16 protein-coding genes are annotated in these 17,593 nt (G+C 57.4%); 11 read left to right on the top strand and 5 right to left on the bottom strand.

The window, feature by feature from the left end:
• Positions 1–4: 4 nt before the first annotated feature.
• Positions 5–1,675 carry a sensor histidine kinase gene (locus KJS55_RS02130; protein ID WP_228300435.1) on the top strand — a complete coding sequence of 557 codons (1,671 nt, stop codon included), beginning with the start codon at positions 5–7 and terminating at the stop codon, positions 1,673–1,675.
• 41 nt (positions 1,676–1,716) lie between these two features.
• Here KJS55_RS02130 and KJS55_RS02125 read toward each other — a convergent pair whose 3' ends face one another.
• The 3 genes from KJS55_RS02125 to KJS55_RS02115 form a co-directional block, all read right to left on the bottom strand.
• Positions 1,717–2,655 (bottom strand): AEC family transporter, encoded by a 939-nt coding sequence (locus KJS55_RS02125; protein ID WP_213542596.1) that lies wholly within the window; start codon positions 2,653–2,655, stop codon positions 1,717–1,719.
• A gap of 177 nt (positions 2,656–2,832) precedes the next feature.
• On the bottom strand, positions 2,833–3,378 hold the full coding sequence (locus tag KJS55_RS02120) for an ECF transporter S component (RefSeq protein ID WP_213542595.1): 546 nt from the start codon (positions 3,376–3,378) through the stop codon (positions 2,833–2,835).
• Between the two features lie 207 nt (positions 3,379–3,585).
• Complete coding sequence (locus tag KJS55_RS02115; protein WP_213542594.1) at positions 3,586–4,020, bottom strand: DUF3842 family protein; 435 nt, start codon at positions 4,018–4,020, stop codon at positions 3,586–3,588.
• Positions 4,021–4,244: 224 nt separating this feature from the next.
• On the opposite strand from KJS55_RS02115, the gene KJS55_RS02110 reads away from it, so the two are divergent.
• A complete protein-coding gene (locus tag KJS55_RS02110) occupies positions 4,245–5,732 on the top strand; it encodes an oligosaccharide flippase family protein (RefSeq protein WP_213542593.1) in 1,488 nt (495 codons plus the stop codon).
• Between the two features lie 272 nt (positions 5,733–6,004).
• Here KJS55_RS02110 and KJS55_RS02105 read toward each other — a convergent pair whose 3' ends face one another.
• Both KJS55_RS02105 and KJS55_RS02100 read right to left on the bottom strand, forming a co-directional pair.
• Positions 6,005–7,699, bottom strand: coding sequence for a DAK2 domain-containing protein (locus KJS55_RS02105; protein WP_187031692.1), 1,695 nt, complete (start codon positions 7,697–7,699; stop codon positions 6,005–6,007).
• 16 nt (positions 7,700–7,715) lie between these two features.
• Entirely contained in the window at positions 7,716–8,066 is a 351-nt protein-coding gene (locus tag KJS55_RS02100) for an Asp23/Gls24 family envelope stress response protein (RefSeq protein WP_187031694.1), read from the bottom strand.
• A 253-nt stretch (positions 8,067–8,319) separates the two neighbouring features.
• Between KJS55_RS02100 and rsmD the strand changes: the two genes are divergently transcribed.
• From rsmD to mraY, 9 genes are all read left to right on the top strand, one after another.
• Entirely contained in the window at positions 8,320–8,892 is a 573-nt protein-coding gene (rsmD, locus tag KJS55_RS02095; RefSeq protein WP_187031696.1) for a 16S rRNA (guanine(966)-N(2))-methyltransferase RsmD, read from the top strand.
• Positions 8,889–9,380, top strand: a complete 492-nt coding sequence (gene coaD / locus KJS55_RS02090) for a pantetheine-phosphate adenylyltransferase (RefSeq protein WP_187031698.1) — start codon at positions 8,889–8,891, stop codon at positions 9,378–9,380. Before rsmD ends, coaD begins: the two co-directional genes overlap by 4 nt.
• Positions 9,381–9,385: 5 nt before the next feature.
• Entirely contained in the window at positions 9,386–9,910 is a 525-nt protein-coding gene (locus KJS55_RS02085; protein ID WP_187031700.1) for a hypothetical protein, read from the top strand.
• 383 nt (positions 9,911–10,293) lie between these two features.
• Positions 10,294–10,737 carry a division/cell wall cluster transcriptional repressor MraZ gene (gene mraZ / locus KJS55_RS02080; protein ID WP_187031702.1) on the top strand — a complete coding sequence of 148 codons (444 nt, stop codon included), beginning with the start codon at positions 10,294–10,296 and terminating at the stop codon, positions 10,735–10,737.
• 2 nt (positions 10,738–10,739) lie between these two features.
• On the top strand, positions 10,740–11,687 hold the full coding sequence (gene rsmH, locus KJS55_RS02075) for a 16S rRNA (cytosine(1402)-N(4))-methyltransferase RsmH (RefSeq protein ID WP_213542592.1): 948 nt from the start codon (positions 10,740–10,742) through the stop codon (positions 11,685–11,687).
• A gap of 41 nt (positions 11,688–11,728) precedes the next feature.
• Complete coding sequence (locus tag KJS55_RS02070; protein WP_213542591.1) at positions 11,729–12,277, top strand: hypothetical protein; 549 nt, start codon at positions 11,729–11,731, stop codon at positions 12,275–12,277.
• A 130-nt stretch (positions 12,278–12,407) separates the two neighbouring features.
• A complete protein-coding gene (locus KJS55_RS02065; RefSeq protein WP_187031708.1) occupies positions 12,408–14,837 on the top strand; it encodes a penicillin-binding transpeptidase domain-containing protein in 2,430 nt (809 codons plus the stop codon).
• A gap of 116 nt (positions 14,838–14,953) precedes the next feature.
• On the top strand, positions 14,954–16,402 hold the full coding sequence (locus KJS55_RS02060; RefSeq protein WP_213542590.1) for a UDP-N-acetylmuramoyl-L-alanyl-D-glutamate--2,6-diaminopimelate ligase: 1,449 nt from the start codon (positions 14,954–14,956) through the stop codon (positions 16,400–16,402).
• A gap of 203 nt (positions 16,403–16,605) precedes the next feature.
• Positions 16,606–17,592: a phospho-N-acetylmuramoyl-pentapeptide-transferase gene (mraY, locus tag KJS55_RS02055; protein WP_187031712.1), complete on the top strand. Its 987-nt coding sequence runs from the start codon at positions 16,606–16,608 to the stop codon at positions 17,590–17,592.
• Position 17,593: the final 1 nt, after the last annotated feature.

Below are 17,593 nucleotides of genomic sequence, written 5' to 3'. Positions count from 1 at the left end.
ATACATGATGAAAAGACGAATTTTTCGCGCGATTTTGGGTGTGGCACTGACCGTCCTGCTGGCAAGCCTCGTGCTGATTGTGGGGGTGCTCCACGGATACTTCCAGGACCGGGCCTTGCGGGAGCTGTCCCAGGCCACCGCCTACATTGCCCACAGCGTAGAAAATGAGGGGATTCAGTATTTGGAGGGGACACTGCCTGAAACGGACCGAATTACCTGGGTGGCCGCGGATGGCACGGTCCTTTTTGACAACTGGGAGAACCCGGAGACCATGGACGGGCACATCAACCGGGAGGAGATCAGAGAGGCCATGCAGCTTGGCCGGGGGAGTGCGGTGCGCTACTCCGAGACCCTCTCCCAGTCCACACTCTACTACGCCCTGCGGCTCACCGACGGCTCCGTTCTGCGGCTGGCCGCGACCCAGTACTCCGTGTGGATGCTGGTGCTACAGGCGCTTCAGCCGGTGGCCGCCGTGATGCTGCTGGCCCTGTGCCTTGCCCTGTGGCTGGCGGGGCGGCTTTCCAGGCAGCTGGTAGAGCCCATCAACGCACTGGACCCCGGCAGGCTGGAGGATCAGGAGCCCTATGAAGAGCTGGCGCCGCTGGTGCGCAAAATCCGCAGCCAGAACCAGCAAATTGAGCGTCAGATGGAGGACTTGCGCCGACAGCGCCGGGAGTTCGCAGCCCTCACAGAGCATATGAGCGAGGGACTGCTGGTCATTGACAAAGAGACCCGGGTGCTCTCCTACAACGCTGCGGCGCTGCGGCTGCTGCATGCGGGTGCCCCTGCGGAGACGGGGGAGAGTGTGTTGGCGCTGAACCGGGAGGCGGGCTTTCGACGCTGCGTAGAGACAGTTTTGGCCGGACGGCGGTGCGAGGAGCTGATCGAAAGGGATGATGCCTGCTGCCGCCTGTTTGCAAACCCCGTGGAGCAAAATGGAACCCTGACAGGCGCAGTGCTGATTATCATGGATGTGACAGAGCAGGAGCGGCGGGAGGCACTGCGGCGGGAATTTGCCGCCAATGTCTCCCACGAGCTGAAAACCCCGCTGACATCCATCCTGGGAACCGCAGAGATTTTGCGGGATGGCCTGGTGCGGCCGGAGGATGTCACCCATTTTGCCGGAAACATTCACCGGGAGGCGCGACGCCTGATTGACTTGGTCAACGACATCATCCGCCTCTCCCGGCTGGATGAGGGCGGCGCTGTCGGCCAGTGGGAGAGCATCAGCCTGCGCCAAGTGGCGCAGAGCGTGATGGAGCAGCTGCGTCCGGCAGCGGAACAAAAGAAGGTCGCCATGGCTCTGGAGGGAGACTGTGGACTGGTTCGGGGGGTTCCCCAGATTGTAGAAGAGATCATCTATAACCTCTGCGACAATGCCATCGCCTATAACCGGGAGGGCGGCAGCGTGATACTGACCCTCAGCCAAGTCGAGGGCGGGCAGCGGCTCAGCGTGGCCGACACTGGAATTGGGATTCCACGGGAGGCTCAGAACCGGGTATTTGAGCGGTTTTACCGGGTGGATAAGAGCCACTCCAGCGGCGGAACAGGCTTGGGACTCTCGATCGTCAAGCATGGCGCCGCCTACCTGGGAGCGAGGGTGGAACTGGTGAGTGAGCTGGGAAAGGGCAGCAGCTTTACGCTGACCTTTCCTTGTGGAAACACAGACTGCTGAAAAGCGGCTTCAGCTGAAAGGCTGAAGCCGCTTCTTTTCGGTCAGAATAATCCCAGGGCCTTCAAAAGAAAAATCCACAGAAACAGGGTGAGGCAGGAGAGGCCGGTGGTCAAGAGGACGATGCCCCCGGCCAGGTCTGCATCACCGTCCATTTGTAAAGCCATGGTATAGGAGTTGACTGCCACTGGGGTGGCAAAGACCAGCATAACCCCGCACAGGGGAACTCCGCGAAAGCCCAGGGCCACAGCTAGCGAGAGAAAGACCACTGGCGCCGCAAACAGCCGGACCACAGTGCAAACGGTAAGACTTCGGCCGCAGCCCTGCAGCTTCCCAAAGTTCATGGAGGTGCCCATCAGCACCAAGGCCAGCGGCGTGGCGGCCTCCGCCATGCTGGAGATGACACTGTCCAGTACATAAGGGAGTTGAATTTGGAGCAGTTTACAGAGAAAACCGGCCACTGCGCCAAGGACAAAAGGGTTCTTCGCCACACCCAAAAGAATTCTCTTGGGATTTGGGGTACCGCCTCGAAACAGCTCCAGTGCCAATACCGCCAGAATATTGATCAGCGGGACCAACACTGCCAGCATAAAGGCGATATGCCCGATATTCTCAGGACCGAAGAGCGCTGTGGATAGCGGCAGCCCCAAAAGAACGATGTTCGGTCGGCAGAAGGCCTGCAGCATAACACCCTGGGCGGGTCGGCTGGGCTCTATGTGCGGAATGAACAAGAGGCCAAAGGCAAATTCTGCCAGGGTACCAACGACACAGAAGACCAGCAGTTTCCAACTGTAGGCGGAGGCCAGGTCTGTGGAATAGACATTGTAGAACAAGAGGGGGGCCATAAACAATTTGAAACACAGCCCATTGGCTTGCCGGGCTGCGTCGTCAGAAAGAATGTGCAGTTGCTTTGCGGCACAGCCCAAGGCAATGATGAGAAAAAGGGGCAGCACGGCATTGAGAGAAATCACCATGTTTTCCATAAGACGGCCTCGCTTTTGATATACCCGGGACTCCCCAGGATCTTTTTATCACCACTTTAGCACGTGGGAGACCTTCTGTCTATATCAAATATGGACGCACAGCACCGGCCTCATCCCAAGAAAAGCGCTGCGCATCATCATGACGCGCAGCACTGTCCAGGGTATTTGAGAAATTCATCAGGAGAGTGTACTCACATAACGCTGTGGAATCAGTCGGGCTTTCATCATCAGCAGCACCAGAGGCGGTAAAATGACCAGATGCAGAATGATTCCGGGCAGGGTTCCTACCAGATAGGAGCTGGTCCACAGTGCCAGCGAATAGGGTTGGCCGGAGGGGAGATAGAATATGGCCCGGGCAATGCCGCCAGCGATACGGCCCAGGAGCATGGCGGGGACCAGGGCAAGATACAGATCGGCATAGGCGTGTCCGGTGCGGAACCATTTCAGCAGCAAACCAGAAAACAGGCCGTAGACGCACAGCTCCGGGATCATATAGAGAAGCATGGCGGCAGGCGGCATTCCGGAGAGCAAGCTGGAGAGCAGGGGGCCGACAACCCCGCAGAAGGCCCCGTAGGGCCAGCCGCAAAGAAGACCGCACAGCAGCACGGGAATATGCATAGGGGAGAGCGCAGTGCCCATGACAAGGGGATGGAAGGCCAGCGGCAGCACGTAGCAAAGAGCAGTGCAGATAGCGCAGAGACAAATTTTTTTGATGGACGACATCCTAAAACACTCCTTAAAAAGCCGGTTCCACGGCAGAAGATAGGCCGGAATGCATAAAAAAGGTATGCTCTTCCTCTTCTCGAGAAAGGGCATACCTTCCTGGTACACAATTCGGGCGCGGGAAAACGAAAGGATGAGGCGCTTCTGTGCCTCTGGCCGGCTTCGAACCAGCTACTTTTCTATTTTACAATACCCAGCGAACAGATGTCAAGAGAAAATACGTGCTTCTTTCCTGACGTCTGCCAGTTGACGGAGTATCGACACCGCTTCTTGCAAAAGCGCGCTGACACTGGTGTTGGACACACCGGCGATTAGGTTGTCGCAGTGGTTGAAGGGGATCAGAATGCGCTTTGCGCCGCTCTGCCCCACTGCTGTGGCCATGACGGGGGTAATCTCACCCAGAAGGGAGTCCGCGATCACAATACCGATGGGCCCCACAATAACGTCGGCTTTGCGGCAGGCCACCACTACAGCATTTTCTCCGGTGGCGGCATCGTGTGCACCTGCCTTGCGCATGGCGGAGGTGGCCACGCTGTTGGTGCCTACCGCGGTGATCACCGCCTCTGGAATGGTTTGACGGATCGCTGCTACCAGTTGCCTTCCGATTCCACCGCCCTGGGCGTCAATAATCAGTACGTGCATGCTGTCACCTGCCTGTTGTGAAAAATCAAGATTTCTAACCTATGATAGCACGCGGCGGGAGAGATTTCAAGCCGTTTCCGGAGTGGGCGAACGGACCAGACGGAGAATTCGCAGTCTCTAGGGCACTGGTACGCTGCAGAGAGGACAAACCTTTTGCGGCAGAAATTGGACGGCATCATACTTTTCTCCCTGTCCCCATATGGTAGGTGCGGGAGGGGATTTCTGTGCGCCTGTCCATGTTTTACAGTACGCTGCTGCTGACAGGAGTCAACTTGCTGCTGCGGCTGGTGGCTACAAGCTTTCAGGTCTATATTTCCGGTCGGATCGGTGCGACCGGCGTCGGCCTTTTACAGCTGGTTTTGTCAGTGGCCATGCTGGCGGAGACGGCGGGGATTGCCGGGGTGCGGACTGCGGCGATGTACCTGTCCGCAGAGGAGCTTGGGCGGAAGCACCTTGGCATGATTCCCAAGATCCTATCCAGCTGTACGATTTACAGCGTGATCTGTGGCGGAGTGGTTAGCGCGGCGCTATATGGCGGCGCGCCGCTGCTGGCCGAACATTGGATCAATGACCTGCGGACTGTGGGGGCTTTGCGCCTGTTTGCGCTTGTGCTGCCGCTGGAGTGTATCTGCGGGGTTTTACGGGGTTATTTTGCGGCTTCGGAGCGGATTGGAACCCTGGCGGCAGTGGGGATTGGGGAACAGCTTTGCTCCATGGCCGTCACGATGGCAGTGCTCACTGCCTGGGCAGGCAGCGACCCGGCTAGAGCGTGTCAAGCAATCATTTTGGGTAGCGGCGCAGGTACCTGCCTGGCGCTGGTGAGCCTGGGAGTTCTGTGTCCACATACAGACAGAGGGCAGCCCGTGCCGCAGCGAGGTGTTGTGCGCAGACTGCTGCGCATTGCCGTGCCGCTGGCTCTGGCAGACGATTTGAAAGCAGGACTTTCCGCTGCGGAAAAACTGGTAATTCCAAAGCGGCTGATGCTTCACACCGGAACGGAGGCACCGATGGCGGCCTTTGGCGTGGTGTGCGGTATGGTTTTGCCGGTGCTGATGCTGCCGGCAGCCATCCTCTTTGCGCTGGCAGAGCTTTTGATCCCAGAGCTTGCACGGTGTGCCGCAGTGGGCAGCACCCGACGGATTCGCTACCTGACGCGCCGCAGTCTGCGGATGGCAATGCTCTACGGCCTCTGCTGCGGCGGCCTCCTATTTTTGCTGGCGGCGCCTTTGGGCGAAACCTTGTATCACAGCGAGGAGGCGGGGCGGTATCTGATGCTTTTTGCACTGCTGTCTCCCATGCTCTACTGTGATGCGCTGATTGACGCCATGACCAAGGGCTTGGGACAGCAGACTTACTGCGTGCGTTATAACATCATCACCTCGGCGCTGGATTTGCTGCTGCTGTATATCTTGTTGCCCCGTTATGGAATGTACGGCTATTTTCTGAGTTTTTTTGCAACGCATCTGCTGAATTTTGCGCTCAGTATCCGGAGACTGCTAATCGCGGCGCAGATCAGCGTCTCGTTTTATCGGCCCGCCCTGGCGGGACTTTCCACGCTGCTGAGCATCTGGGTGGCCGCGCAGTTCCCGGTGGGGCTTCCCAGAACGGCGCTGTTTCTTGGCATGAGCTGGGGACTCTACTGGGCGTTCGGCGCCCTGCGGCGGGAGGACCTGCAGTGGGCGCGCGGGCTGATGAAAATCCGGAGACCTTAGCGGAAAGCCATGTGGCCCGCTGACCTTTTGGGATTGACACCGTGAGAAAACTCGCACACCGCCGCTATGCGCGGGCGAGCGAGCCTGGTGAGAAGACTCATGCCATTTCGCTCCTCGGCAGGACGGGATACATCATGAGAACGGGCGGCTACGAAAAGCGCATGGGAATCCTCTGCCGATACGCTGAAAAAGATTGTGCCGCAAGGAGCGTTTAGCCGTGTTTGCTGGGCGTTGAGAGAGCGGAAAAGGCCGCCCTTTGGCGGCCTTTTCATTCATTCAATGGAGATGATATAGTAATAAACCGGCTGGCCGCCAGAGAGAACGGCGACCTCGGTATCCGGACAGTGGGTGCGGAACACATCAGCTGCCTGCTGAGCATCCTCTTCAGCGACATCCTCGCCAAAATACAGCGAGACAAATTCCGCGCTCCGGCTCACAGCCTCCGCCGCCAGTTTCGCCAGCAGAGCTTCAATGGAGGTATCCGTACCAAAAAGTTTCCCCTCCTGCAAGGCCAGATAGTCCCCCTCCTTGATGTGGAAGCCGTCGAACTCAGAATCCCGGGCGGCATACGTGATCTGAGCGGTGGTGACAGAGGACAGACTCTGGGTCATGGCCTCTGTGATGCTCTCAGGATCAGGAGACTCAAAGTCTACGTTCATCATGGCGGTGATCCCTTGGGGAACCGTTTTGGTGGGAATGACCACCACATGCTTTTCCGTCAAGGCGCTGCACTGTTGGGCGGCCATGATGATGTTGCCATTGTTGGGCAGGATAAACACGGTTTCAGCAGGAATCTTATCCACGCCAGCCAAGATACTCTCTGTAGAGGGATTCATGGTCTGGCCGCCGGATACCACCTCATCAGCGCCTAGGTCTTTGAACACGGTGGCAAGGCCTTCGCCGGCGCATACGGCCAGAAAGCCGTATTTTTTTTCGGGAGCAGCTACCGTGTGGGCGGATGCTTTCAGGGCTTCGGCATGCTCCAGCTCCTCCTCTACGGCGTCCAAGTCATCGGTGCTCTGGGCGGTTCTGCCGGCTGCCAGGTCCTCGGCCTGGGTACGCATGTTCTCGATTTTGGCCAGCTCCAGGGTGCCATATTTCTGAGCCTCCATCAGTGCCGCGCCGGGAATATCCGTGTGCACATGGACTTTAAAGGCCTCGTCATCCTCACCGATCACCAGACTATCGCCAATGCTGTTCAGATAGGCGCGGAAAGGCTCTAATGGGGTGTTGACCGTTTTGCGAACAATAAAGACAGTGTCAAACGTGAAGGTGATGTCCTCGGCGGAGAGAGCGGCAAAATCAGCTTTGTCCTGAGCGCCGTTATCCTCGGTGATCTCTGGCAAGGGTTCACCCCGCAGCGCGGCAAGCATTCCCTCCAGAATCAGGAGATAGCCCTTGCCGCCGGCATCCACCACGCCGGCCTTTTTCAAAACCGGATTCATATCCGTGGTCTGGGCGAGGGTCTCATAGCCCTTGCGGATTGCCGCCTCCAAAACCTTTTCCAAGTCGGTCTCGCCAGAGCCTGCTGTGTCCACCGCCTCCTTGGCGGCCAGACGGGAGACGGTAAGCACCGTTCCCTCCGCAGGCTTCATGACGGCCTTGTAGGCGGCGGAGACACCCTCCTGCATGGCGGCGGAGAAGGTGGCTGCGTCAGCGGACTCCACCCCCTTGAGCCCCTTGGAAAGGCCGCGAAAGAGAAGCGAGAGGATGACGCCGGAGTTTCCCCGAGCGCCTCGCAGCAGCGCGGAGGCGGTGAGATCCGCGGCCTGAGTCACCGCGGTGGGGGCGGCTTTGCGCAGCTCCGTAACGGCGGTGGAAATGGTCATGGACATATTCGTGCCGGTGTCCCCATCGGGAACGGGGAACACGTTCAAATCATTGATGGCCTGTTTTTGTGCCGTAATAGAGGCGGCGCCGTGCAGGACCATCTGCTTAAACAGCGCGCCGGTGATCTGTTCGTTCATGGCTATGGCTCCCTCCTTACAGGATCATGGAATCAACGCACACGTCCACAGCCCGGACCTGTACGCCGGTGTTCTTTGTGACCACGTAGCGCACCTCATTCATGATGGAACGGCATACCGCCGGAAGGTTGACGCCGTTTTCCACAACAATATGAAGTTCAATGGAGATGGAGTTATCGTCATGATAGGTGATGCTGACGCCTTTGCTCATCGCTTCCCGGCGCAGCAGATGGACAAGTCCATCCGTCATGGAGCGGTAAGCCATGCCTTTAACGCCGAAACAATTGGTGGCAGCCATGCCGGTGATGTTGGAGAACACAGCACTGCTGACGGAGATCTCACCTAGTTCAGATTTGAATTGAATCATGAGAACGTCCTTTCTTTCCCTGTACCGGAAGACACGCCACCGCGCTTTCCGGTTCTGCATGTTATTTGAGAGTTATAGTATAAACGATTTTTTCCAAAAGCACAAGCATGAAATGGCGATTGAAGCAGAAAGACTATTGAAATGTTATGGCCTTTGCCGTAAAATAAGGAGCAAGATCAAACCACTCGGCGCCGCGCAGCGGCAGGGTCCGGCGCCGCGCCCGCCGAGGAGCGGGCTGGGAAGGAGATACAGCATGCGCGTGATTACCGGTTCCGCCCGGGGCCGTCGACTTAAAGAGCTGGAAGGGCAGGAGACCCGCCCAACCACGGACCGGGTGAAGGAGGGGCTCTTTAGCATCCTCCAATTTGAAATTGAGGGGCGGCGGGTTCTGGACCTCTTCGCGGGGACAGGTCAGCTGGGGATTGAGTGCCTCAGCCGCGGCGCAGCTAAAGCGGTCTTTGTGGACCAGAGGACGGACGCCGTCCGGTTGATCCGGGAGAATCTGGCGTTGACAGAGCTGGCAGACCGGGCGGAAGTGATCTGCGGCAGCGCGCTGGACGTTGTGGCCCGCGCCCACGGAACCTTTGACATCATCTTCTTGGACCCGCCTTACCAAACAGGACTTTTAGAGAAGGCGCTGGAACAAATTGCGGCGTTTGACATTCTGAATCCACATGGTATAATTGCAGCAGAGCACCCGGCGGACAGGCCTCCCGTGTCTCCGACGGAGACCTGCCGGCTCCACCGCACGTATCGGTATGGCAAGATTGGCCTGACGATTTTCCGCCGGGCCGAAAATCACAGAAACGAAGGAGAGACCCCATGAGAGCAGCGATCTGTTCCGGCAGCTTTGATCCCATCACACTGGGACACTATGATATCATTCAGCGGGCAGCCGCCTGTTTTGACAAGGTGTGGGTCTGCGTCAGCCCCAACGCGGAAAAGCGCAACCAGATGTTTACGCCGGAGCAGAAGCTCCAGATGGTGCAGGCCGCCGTTGCGGACCTTCCGAACGTGGAGGCGGAGCTGGGACCGGGACTGCAGGCGGATTTTGCCGTGGCTCACGGCGCGCAGGCGATTGTGCGGGGCGTCCGCTGCGCGGCGGATTTTGATGTAGAATACCAGTTGGCGCAGATCAACCGCGGCATTCATCCGGGGCTGGACACCGTGCTGCTGCCGGCAAGTCCGGCCTATCAGCATTTCAGCTCTTCCATGGCACGGGAGATGATCCGCTACCATCAGCCCTTAGAGCGGTATCTGCCGGCGGCGATCATCCCGTTGGTGCGGAGGATCATGGAGGAGAAAGGAGAGTAAGCGCTATGGCAAGCAGCGATGTCAACCGTTTAATTGATATGCTCTATGAGCGGATTGAGGAGGCCAAGGCTCCCGCGCTCAAGCCGGGGATGAGCATCGTGGACCGGGATGAGATGCTGGATCTTCTGGACGAGCTGCGGGCTCAGCTGCCGGTGGAGGTGAAGCGCGCCCAGGAACTGCTGTCGGCCCGGGAGAAGTTTGTGGAGGAGGCCAAACGGGACGTGGACCGCATGATGCGGCAGGCGGAGCTGGAGGCCCGTACGAAGGTATCCGATAGCGAGGTGCTTTATGCTGCCAAGGAAAAGGCGCGACAGATCATTGCCCACGCGGAGGAACGCTCCCGCCTTTTGTATCAGGTGGCGAATGAGTATGCCGAGGATGCGCTGGCACGTACGGAGGAGGCAGTTCAGGCTGCTTTGGATGAGGTTAAGCAGCAGCGGGTCCGGTTCCGGACGGCCTCTGCTGAGCAGATGCAGGAGCAGCGCGCCAAGCTGGAGCAGAAGGCGATCCAATCAGACGACGATGTTTAAATGATGACGTGCGCCCAAAAGAGAATGAAGATCCGCCAAAAATTCATTAAAAATGACGAAGAATATCGGGAAACTTTTTGAAGACTACCTAGATTTTGTATCATAACTTCTAGAAAATGTCCTCCGGCACAACATCTTGTGCCGGAGGACATTTTTGACTTTACGTAAACTGACAAATGGTGGAGGAGATTCCTGGAAAAAATGGCTAAAACACAGAGAATAGCCGGGTTTGACCGACTTTTTGTCGCAAAAAAAAACTTGCATTTCCCATAAAAATTACGTATACTCAAAATACGACGGTGGGGAAAAGTGGGTAACTTAGGTGTTTAAGTGTCACAGCTGCCCCATTTTGTCCCAAGAAGAGGGGGAAAGGGGGACGCACCATGGCGAGGCTGATGGGAAAATCGAATAACAGCATTGACGCCAAGGGACGTCTGGTGATTCCCTCCAATATGCGGGAGGCCTTGGGCGATATCTTTTATGTCACCATTGGCGCCGAGGGCTGCCTGACAATTTATCCCCAAACGAAATGGGAGCAGATGTCCGAAGAGATGGACGAGCTGCCCTATACGGAGGCAAGGGCACTGTCGCTGCTGTATGCCAACGCTGTGGAGTGCGAGCCGGACGGCCAGGGCCGGGTTCTGATCCCCGCCTCCCTGCGCAAGTACGCGGGACTGAAAAAGACCGCTACGATTGTGGGATTGAATACCTTCGCCGAGATCTGGGACGCTGCAGCTTGGGCGGAGCGGGAGGCCAGAATGCTTCAGGACGACGATATGGCCGCCGCTATGGACGCATTGGCGCGGGCCCGCCGGAATCGTGGATAAGTATGGAATTTACACACACTCCTGTCCTTTTGGACGCATGCATCCGGGCCCTGGACATCCACCCTGACGGGGTTTATGTGGATGGCACGTTGGGCCGGGCTGGACACTCCCGGGAGATTGCCCGGCGCCTTACCACCGGGCGGCTGATCTGCATTGACCGGGATCAGGCTGCGATTGACGCGGCACCCTGCCGTCTGGCGCCCTGGCTGGACCGCGTGACCCTACTGCACGGCAATTTCTCGGATTTGGCGGCTCTTCTGGACTCTGCCGGCATTGACCAGGTCCAGGGAATGCTATTTGACCTGGGGGTATCCTCTCCCCAGCTGGATGACGCCTCCCGGGGATTCTCTTACATGCAGGATGCTCCGCTGGATATGCGGATGGATGCTTCCGCGCCTTTGACGGCGTATACAGTGGTCAATACTTGGAGCTATGAGGAGCTGCGGCGGATTTTGTTTGAGTACGGTGAGGAGCGCTATGCACCTGCCATTACCAGGGCGATTTGCCGGACCAGAGAGACCCATGAGATTGAAACCACGCTGCAGCTGGTGGATGTGATCAAAGGGGCAATGCCCCCACAGGCCCTGCGGGAGAAACAGCACCCGGCCAAGCGCACCTTCCAGGCTATCCGGATTGCTGTCAATGGTGAATTGGAGGCATTGCCGCCCATGCTGACGGCGGCGGTGGACAAGCTATCGCCCGGTGGACGACTGGCAGTGATGACCTTTCACTCGCTGGAGGACCGGATTGTGAAGCAGGCGATGGCCGATATGGCCAGGGGCTGCACATGCCCGCCGGAATTTCCGGTGTGTGTCTGCGGCAAGAAGCCGAGGCTGAAACTTCTAACCCGCAAGCCCATGACAGCGGATGAGGCGGAACTAGCGGACAATCCCCGCGCGCGCAGCGCCAAGCTGCGCGTGGCGGAAAAGTGCGGGCCGCAGGGCCTGTGACATGTTTGAACAGGAATTGACGGAGGGGAGAGATTTTTACCATGGCATCAGCAGCCAGAGATTTGCGTTATCGCCAGTCTGTGGACGGCAGTCTTGCGCGGGAGCTGGACTGGGCTGTTCGGGAACGGGAGCTGCGCCACGCTGGCGAGGCCCCGCGCCGGCGGGAACGGGAGACGGAGAGGATTCGTGCAATTCCCCGCGTGGAGCTGCGCCAGCGTCAGCATGTATCGCTGTTTTCTGTTTTCGGTTCTATTCTGGTGATGGGCATGGCGGTTTTGGTTCTGGTCGGCCACATTCAGCTGACGGTACTTTCCTCCGATACGGTAGCGCTGAAGGAGGAGCTGGAAGAGTTGGAGAGTCAGAATGTCATTCTGACCGCCCAGTATGAGCGGATGTTTGATCTGACCACTGTGCGAGAGGCTGCTGAGGCAGCCGGCATGAGCAAGCCCAGCTCCAGCCAAATCTGTTACCTGGATATCTCCGGCGGAGACAGCGCGGTTGTCTATCAAAAGGAAGAAGACAGCGTTTTTGACCGCGTTCTGGCCGCTTTGAACCATGGCGTCTACTCAGTGGTGGAATATTTTCAGTAAGCACTGCACTATACTGGCATGGAATGATACGGCGGGGAGGGAGAAGGCTGCTTCTCGCTCCCCATTTTCTTGAGAGGTATACAAAATTTGTAGGCATGAGCATTCTCGCGGAGAAAAAGGAGGTCCCTGGATGGCAAAGCCCAAACAAAGAAAAAGTGATGCGGCCCGCCGGGCCAATCAAGTGATCCGGAGCCGCACCGTGCTGGTGATGGCCATCCTTGGCGTCATCACATTTGTTGTGCTGTTTTGGAAACTTTATGATTTGCAGATCAATCAGCATGAGGCTATGCAGACCCGGGCGGTGAATCAGCAGACCCGCAGCGCGGTGGTGACGGCCTCCCGCGGGACCATTTATGATCGAAACGGCAACACACTGGCAGTCTCCGCCACTGCGGAGACTATCAACATCTCTCCCAAGGAAATTGCGGAATTTGTAGAGAGCCAGGAGAAAGCTATTGAGGAGGCTGCGGCCAAAGCCGCTGAGAAAGGCGAGAGCTATACGGCTCCGGAGATACGGGATCAGGCATATATCGCCCGTGGCCTCAGCCGGATTCTGGAAAAAGACCAGGCTGATATAGAAAAGGCCATGGAGGATTTGGGCTCCATGTATTACAATGTCCGCAAGAAGGTGGAACAGGAGGTGGCTGACGAAGTCCGCCGCTTCATCAACGGCGAGATTGACGAGGAGGGCAACGCGGTTCCAGAGGACCAGCAAAAAAAGCTGCAGGGCGTCTGGATTCAGCCGGATACCAAGCGGTATTATACTTACAGCACCCTGGCGGCCAATGTGCTGGGCTTTGTCAACGCCGACAATGTGGGCGGGGTGGGCCTGGAGGCGAAATACAACGACGTGCTGGAGGGGACGGCAGGTATGACCGTGACCGCCAAAAACGGCGTGGGAACAGACCTGCTGTACCAGTATGAGCAGTACTATGACGCCGAGAACGGCAACAGCCTGGTCCTGACCATGGATGTGGAGGTCCAGTCCTATCTGGAAAAGGGACTGGAAAGCATGATTGATAAATTTGATGCCGCCAACGGTGCTACCGGCATCGTCATGGACGTGAATACCGGTGCGATTGTCGCCATGGCCTCCTACCCCAACTATGACCTCAATGAACCTGGCGTGGTACGAGATGAGGCGCTGCAGAAAAAACTGGATAAGACCCTGGCAGACCTGGCGGGAAAGCAGTCCGAATATGAGACGGAAGAGGAATATAACGAGGCTGTCAGCAAGGCCAAAAGCGAAGCCATGAATACCCAGTGGCGGAATAAGTGCATTGATTCTACCTATGAGCCGGGCTCCACGTTTAAGCCTATCACGCTGGCCATTGCTCTGGAGGAGGGCGTGGTGAGCAAGAGCAGCACGTTTAGCTGCAGCGGTGCTGTGAGTATTGAGGGGTGGACACTGCGGTGCTCGAAAAAGACTGGCCACGGAAGCCAGAGCCTGGTTGAAGCGGTTGGAAATTCCTGTAACCCGGCTTTTATCAACATCGGCCTGCGGGTGGGAACGGAGAAGTACTACGAATATCTGCAGGCCTTTGGCTTGATGGAAAAGACCGGTGTGGATATGGTGGGAGAGGTCGCCGGCATTTTTACAGATCCGGATACGTTCAACTCACACCAGATCTCCCTGGCCTCCTATTCCTTTGGCCAAACCTTTAATGTGACACCTTTGGAGCTGATCCGGGCCCAGGCGGCCTGTATCAACGGCGGATATCTGTACACACCCTATGTGGTAGAACAGGAACTGGACAGCGACGGCAACGTGATCTACCAGCACGAGGCCACACCCGTCCGGCAGGTTATCAGCGAGGAGACCTCCGCTGTTGTTCGGGAATGCCTGGAATACGTGGTGGCCTCCGGTACCGGTAAGAACGGACAGGTGGCCGGATACCGCATCGGCGGCAAGACCGGCACCGCAGATAAGACAGAGACCCGGAATACCACCAAAGAGGTGGTGGTGTCCTTCATGTGCTTTGCGCCAGCGGACGATCCCCAGTATATCATGCTGCTCACCATGGACACCCCCAGCCGGAATACCGGCGTCTATGTGTCAGGCGGCAACATGGTGGCGCCTACTGCCAGCAGTATCATGGCGGACATTCTGCCTGCCCTGGGGGTGGAGCCGGATTACAGCGCCGACGAGCTCTCCAGCGCGGATGCCGCTGTACCCAATGTAGTGGGCGAGACTGCGGAGAATGCCAAGAGCCGCTTGGAGGCAGCCGGCTTTTCTTGCCGCACGGTGGGAAGCGGAGACACCGTCACGGACCAGACTCCGGCAGGCGGCGCGATTGTACCCAATAATGCTACGATCATTCTCTACCTGGGAGCAGAAAAACCAACGGCGCCTTGTACGGTACCCAATGTGGTGGGGAAGACAGCGGCAGAGGCCAACCGGCTTCTCACAGATGCGGGCCTCATTATGAAGGTCAGCGGGACCACTGCCTCGTCCTCCGGCAATGTGAAAGCGCTCTCCCAAAACCGGGAGGCAGGAACAGAAGCACCGGCTGGCACAGTGGTGACGGTTCAGTTTGGAGACAGCTCCGTATTGGATTGACAAATAGCAGGTTCTGTATGGTTTCCGGCACCATTCTCTGTATACGCGGCGTTTTCAGCTGCCTATAATAACCAATGGCGGCTTGTGCGCCGGATATCAGGAAAGGAACGAATTTCATGAAGCTCAGAGAACTCTTACAGGGAATCCCTGTCATATTTGCCACAGCGGATTTGGATTTGGAGATTCGGCAGGTCAGCTATGACTCCCGAACCACCCAGCCCGGGGACCTTTTTGTGGCCATGGCTGGCTTCGCCACAGACGGTCACACCTTTATCGGAAAGGCCGTGGAGGCTGGAGCCGCGGCGGTGCTGTGTGAGCGGCCGCCAAAGGAATCTATTCCCTATATCCAGGTGAGGGATTCCCGCCGGTCTCTGGCGGTGCTGGGGGCAAATTTTTACGGGCATCCTGCGGCGGATATGACGATGATTGGCGTCACCGGCACCAACGGCAAGACGACCACCACTTATCTTCTCAAGTCCATTTTGGAGCAGGCCCGCGGCGCCAAGGTGGGATTGATCGGCACCAATCAGAATATGATTGGAGAGGAGGTCCTGCCCACGGAGCGGACCACGCCGGAGTCCTTTGCGCTGCAGGGGCTGCTGGCACGGATGCGGGATGCAGGATGCACCCATGTGGTGATGGAGGTCTCCTCCCATGCCCTGGCGCTGGACCGGGTATACGGTATCCACTACGCAGTGGGCATCTTCACCAATCTGACCCAGGATCATCTGGACTTTCACAAAACCATGGAGGAATACTGTGATGCCAAGGCGCTGCTGTTCCAAGCCTGTGACGTGGGCGTTGTAAACGCCGACGATCCCTGGACGGAGCGGCTGCTGCGGCGCGCGACCTGCCGGGTTTATACCTATGCGGAGCAGGAGCGGGCCGACCTGCGGGCTGAGGGGGTTTGCCTGAGCGCGGACCACGTGGCCTTCCGTGCGGTGACAGAGAGCGAAAAAGTTCCGGTCCAGGTCAACATTCCTGGCGGATTCATGGTATATAATACTCTGGATGTGCTGGGAGCGGCTCTGCAGCTGGGAGTCCCCATTGGGCAGAGCGCCGGGATTCTGGCAAAGGTCCCTCACGTGAAGGGGCGGGTGGAGGTGGTTCCCACCCCAGGAAAGGATTATACGGTCCTGATTGACTATGCCCATAGTCCGGACAGTTTGACCAATGTGCTCTCGTCGGTGCGGGGGTTTGCAAAGGGGCGGACCATTGCCCTGTTTGGCTGCGGCGGTGACAGGGATAAAACGAAACGGCCCAAGATGGGGCGGGCAGCCGCCCGGTCCGCAGATTTTCTGGTGGTTACAACGGATAATCCGCGGACAGAACGGCCTGGCGATATCATTGCCGACATCCTGCCGGGTCTTGCGGGGAGCGACACGCCCTATGTGGTGGTGGAGGACCGAGTGGAGGCGATTCACTACTGTCTGGACCACGCCCTGACAGGGGATGTCATCGTTCTGTGCGGCAAGGGCCACGAGACCTACCAGGAGATCGACCATGTCAAGCACCACATGGATGAACGGGAAATTGTGGCGGAGTATTTGAAGGCACAGACATGAATCACTGGGAGCCCGGCATTCAAGATTTTGGCAACGGCTAGGGCCTGGAAATTGGTTGGATTCATTCTGCGCCATTCGAGTCATATGCAGTGTCCCCGCAACCCTCGGAATTTTGCGGGGCCTTAGCAGTGTCATATGGATGAACGGGAAACCACGGCAAATGGCACAGCCGCGCCATCTGGACATACGAAAGGGAGAGAGCTATGGAAATCATATTGCTGGCGTTTGCGGTCAGCTTTGTACTGACATTGGTGATTGGACGGTTTGTACTGGCAGAGCTGCGCAAGCTTAAGGCGGGACAGGAGATTCGTGCAGACGGTCCAACCTGGCACAAATCAAAGGCGGGAACTCCGACCATGGGCGGCGTCATGTTCATCCTGGGTGTTGGAATCACGATTTTTATCTTGGGCTGGGGATATATGTTGGAGGGGCAATTCACCCATCTGTATATTTATCTCTTTGCCTTGGTGTTTGGCATGATCGGTTTTGTGGATGACTACCGCAAGGTACGCCAGCATCAGAACGAGGGGTTGACGGCCAAACAGAAATTTATTTTGCAGCTTGCGGCGGCGGTTCTCTTTTTGAGCCTGATGCGCTATGAGGGATTGCTGAGCAATGAGCTCTATGTGCCCTTTTTCAACGTTGCCTTTACGCTGAATTGGATTCTCTACCTGATTTTCGCGGCCTTTGTCATTGTGGGCTGTGTCAACGCCGTGAACCTGACAGACGGTGTGGATGGTCTGGCAACAGGAGTGACCTTTGTCGTCATGGTATTCTTTACAGTGACGGGCGTACTGTGGAGCGAGCATGGGATGCAGGCACTGTTCCCGGCGGCAATGGCGGGTGGCCTTATGGCCTTTTTCCTGTATAACCATCATCCTGCCAAGGTCTTTATGGGAGACACAGGAAGCCTGTTTCTCGGCGGAGCGGTGGCGGCACTGGGCTTTACCTTTGGCACGCCGCTGATCCTGATTCCGGTGGGCGTCGTCTATATTGCGGAGACGCTATCGGATATCATTCAGGTGGCCTATTTCAAAGCGACCCACGGCAAGCGCTTTTTCAAAATGGCACCGCTGCATCACCATTTGGAGCTATCCGGGTGGAGCGAGACAAAGCTAGTAGTGGTGTTTTCCGGTATTACGGCTGTGTGCTGTGTGCTGGCGTACCTAGGGGTGCGGGCGAGATATTGAT

Origin of the sequence: Pusillibacter faecalis, assembly GCF_018408705.1 — a bacterium.
Classification (GTDB): Bacteria; Bacillota; Clostridia; order Oscillospirales; family Oscillospiraceae; genus Oscillibacter; species Oscillibacter faecalis.
This window is presented reverse-complemented; position numbering and strand designations above follow the sequence as displayed.